This is a genomic window from Thalassobellus citreus, from assembly GCF_044385915.1.
GTDB classification, from domain to species: Bacteria; Bacteroidota; Bacteroidia; order Flavobacteriales; family Flavobacteriaceae; genus Thalassobellus; species Thalassobellus citreus.
Window position 1 is genome coordinate 1 of sequence record NZ_JBISCC010000020.1, and the last position, 275, is coordinate 275.

1 protein-coding gene is annotated in these 275 nt (G+C 40.7%); it reads left to right on the forward strand.

Annotated elements, in window-relative coordinates; all coding sequences use genetic code 11:
- Nucleotides 1-275 (forward strand): Ig-like domain-containing protein (locus ACH5TX_RS00090; RefSeq protein WP_439337531.1); only part of this gene is annotated, 275 nt, incomplete at both ends.

Below are 275 nucleotides of genomic sequence, written 5' to 3' on the forward strand. Positions count from 1 at the left end.
GAAGATACATTAGTAACAACAGTAAATGTACTAACGAATGATACCGTAATTGATGGCGCAACCATTACAAGTTTTGAATCGTCAAGTGCCAATGGCGGCACAGTAACGAGCAATAACGATGGCACATTTGATTACACCCCAGCAACAGGTTTTGTAGGGACAGATACATTTGATTATACAATCTGTGATGACGATACACCAACAGCAAGTTGTTCAACCGCGACAGTAACAGTAACTGTTGCTTGTAGTTCTCTTGTAGATAGTGATGGTGATGG